1 protein-coding gene is annotated in these 3,517 nt (G+C 46.9%); it reads left to right on the forward strand.

The window, feature by feature from the left end:
• Positions 1 to 233: 233 nt before the first annotated feature.
• Positions 234 to 3,517: PAS domain S-box protein (locus H6F50_RS04470; protein ID WP_199291992.1), on the forward strand; the 3,284-nt coding region annotated here is incomplete at its 3' end.

A 3,517-nucleotide genomic window follows, 5' to 3' on the forward strand; every position in this document is an offset into this window, starting at 1 on the left:
AGATTGCGATCGCACAACCTATGTCGGTATACGCGGCATCCCCTGCCTTGAAGATGGAAGAAGCGGGAAAATGGTGAGCGTAGCTTCTTAAAGGTCTTCTACAGTCCAGAAAACTTATGAGCGATCGCATTCGTAACTGAAGAAGATAGAAGAAGCTAATCGTAGCACTGTACTTTGCAACGCGGCTAGTTATGATGAGCAGATTAAAACGCAGAATGTCTAGAGAGTTTGATATGCGGCTTAAAGCACAAACTCTAAAGCTTCTCAAAGCCAAAGAAGCGTTGCAAGCTGCATTAACCCGGTGTCAGCAAACAGAGGCGAAGTTGCACGAAGCTGATGAAGAGTTAGAAAAGCGGGTAAGAAATCGGACTGCGGAACTGGCGCAAGCTAACGAACAATTGCAACATGAAATCAATCAGCGCCAACAAACTGAGGCACTGCTGCGCCAAAACGAACAGATGTATCGGCGAGTTCTGGATGCGACGGGTGAAGGCATTTGGATAATCGATGCTGAGGGAAAAACGACATACGTTAACCAGCAAACCGCCGAAATGCTCGGCTATTCAAGTGAGGAAATTCTGGGTCGTTCTGCATTTGATTTCCTCTTTGAGGAAGACCTTGCTGAAGCACACTCGTATTACCAGCGGATGCAGCAAGGAACCCAAGAACAGCATGAGTGGCGTTGGCGTTGCAAAAACGATCGAGAGTGGTGGGTATTCGCTAGAACCAGTCCTCTCTTTGGCGAAAATGGTCAATTTCAGGGTGCGATCGGCATATTCACCGATATCAGCAACCGTAGGCAAGTGCAAGAGGCACGCACAGAAAGCGACAGGTTCTTCCAGGCAACATTTAACCAAGCTGCTGTTGGCATCGCTCACGTCAGCATCGACGGGCAGTGGTTACTGGTTAATCAAAAACTCTGCGATATTGTGGGTTACACGCCAGAGGAACTGCGAGAGCGCACTTTTCAGGATATTACTCACCCCGACGATTTGAATGCGGATCTTGAACACGTCCGCCAAATGTTGGCATCAGAGATTCAGACCTATTCCATCGAGAAGCGCTCCATCCGCAAAGATGGTTCTCAAGTTTGGATTAATTTGACTGTATCGCTGGTACGCGAACCAACGGGTGAGCCGAAGTATTTCATTTCGGTTATTGAAAATATTGACGAACGTAAGCGAGCTGAACAGGCATTAGAACAATCGTTAAAGGAATTATCAGACATCAAGTTTGCTTTAGATAAAGCGGCGATCGCAGTAGCAACTGACGAGAAGGGAACGATTAACTATGTTAATGATAAGTTTTGTCAAATCTCTAAATATGCCAGAGAAGAATTGATTGGACAAAGTCATCGTTTGATCAATTCTGGATTCCATTCAAAAGAATTCTTTCAAAATCTTTGGGCAACGATTTCTGACGGAAAAATTTGGCAAGGGGAAATTAAAAATAGAGCGAAGGATGGCACTTGTTACTGGGTCGATACTACGATTGTGCCGTTTCTAAATGACCAAGGAAAACCGTTCCAATATTTAGCAATTCGATTCGATATCACGAAACGCAAGCAAGCAGAAGAGGCACTGCAACAAAGTGAGGAGCGATTGAGACTAGCTCTGGAAGCTGCACAAATGGGCATTTGGGACTGGAACATCCTCACGAATCAAGTGACCTGGACTGACAACAATGAAAAGCTATTTGGTTTGACTCCAGGTAGCTTTGAGAAAACCTATGACGCCTTCCTTGGATACATTCATCTGGAAGACCGCGAATCCGTACAGCAAGCAGCAATTCGTGCCTTGGAAGAAAATCAGGGCTACGAACAGGAATTTCGCATTGTCTGGCCTGATGGCAGCATTCGTTGGATGATGACAAAAAGCCAGTTGCTGTGCAACGAAACAGGCACAGCGGTGCGGATGATTGGCACTACTCTGGATATCACCAAACAGAAGCTCGCACAATTCGCTTTAACGCAGCAGACTGAACGACAGCGATTGGTAGCAGCGATCGCTCAACGCATTCGCCAATCTTTAGACTTAGACGAGATTCTCAATACAACCGTCACTGAAGTCCGAGAATTGCTCCAGACCGACCGGGTAATCGTTTACCGTTTCCAGCCAGACTGGAGTGGAGTCGTAATGATGGAATCGGTCGGTTCTGGGTGTAAGTCTCTCCAGGGAAGCACCATCTCAAAACCACTAGGTGACATTTATGTCCAGCGCCACCAACAAGGGGAAATCACCGCGATAGAAGATATTCATACCGCAGATTTAGATAAATATCATTTTGACCTACTGGCTGAGATTCAAGTCAGAGCGACTTTGATAGTCCCGATTTTGCAAAGAGGCAGGGACGAAATCTTCACCGTCGCAGAAAATACGGGAGCGAATGCGGTGTTTTGCACCACTTCCCCCACGCCTATACTGTGGGGGTTGCTTTGTGTCCATGAGTGTTCGCAACCCCGACAGTGGCAGCAATTAGAAATTGACTTACTGACTTCATTGGCGAATCAGTTAGCGATCGCCATTGAGCAAGCGGCACTGTTTAAGCAGGTGCAACAGATGAACTCCAATCTGGAACGCCAAGTGCAAAAACGTACCACCCAGTTGCAAAAAGCACTCGGCTTTGATGCGGTGCTGAAACGCATCACAGACAAAGTCCGCGATAGTCTGGACGAAAGCCAAATTTTGCAAGCAGCAGTTAGGGAGTTAGCACTCTCTTTCAACATGAGCAGCTGCCATGCTTCGCTCTACAACTTGGAACAAGAAACTGCCACGATTTGCTACGAATACGCCGCCTCAATGCCTTCCTCGAAGGGTCGCGTCTTGCAAATGGCTTCTTTTCCGGAAATTTATCGACCCCTCCGGCAAGGGAAGCATTTTCAATTGTGTTCCTTCTCTGGCAACTCTATCCACGGTCAGGCATCGATGTTAGCTTGTCCGATGTTCGACGATCAAGGAGTCCTGGGGGATTTGTGGTTATTCCATCACCCAGATTATACCTTTAACAATCTGGAGATTCGGCTGGTCAAACAGGTAGCCAATCAATGCGCGATCGCAATTCGTCAAGCCCGACTTTATCAAACATCCCTTGCCCAAGTGCAGGAACTGGAGAAACTCAATCAACTCAAAGATGACTTCCTCAGCACGGTTTCCCACGAATTGCGGACTCCTATCGCCAATATGAAAATGGCGATCCAAATGCTCAAGGTTTCTCCGACAGGCGATCGCTCTCAGCGCTATCTACAAATATTGCAAACAGAGTGCAACCGAGAAACTGAGCTAATCAATGACCTTCTAGACTTGCAACGGCTAGCAGCTGCGTCTTATCCCAGCTTTCTTGCCACGGCAATCGATCTACCAGAGTGGTTGCCGAATATTATTGAATCCTTTCGCTCCCGCATACAGGAACGCGAACAAATCTTACAGGTTGATATTCCCTCAAACTTGCCCACCCTAGTCTCGGAATTAGCCAGTGTGGAGCGAATTTTGACAGAGTTGCTCAATAATGCGTGCAAGTA

Source organism: Coleofasciculus sp. FACHB-712 (assembly GCF_014695635.1).
In the GTDB taxonomy this organism is placed as follows: domain Bacteria; phylum Cyanobacteriota; class Cyanobacteriia; order Cyanobacteriales; family FACHB-T130; genus FACHB-T130.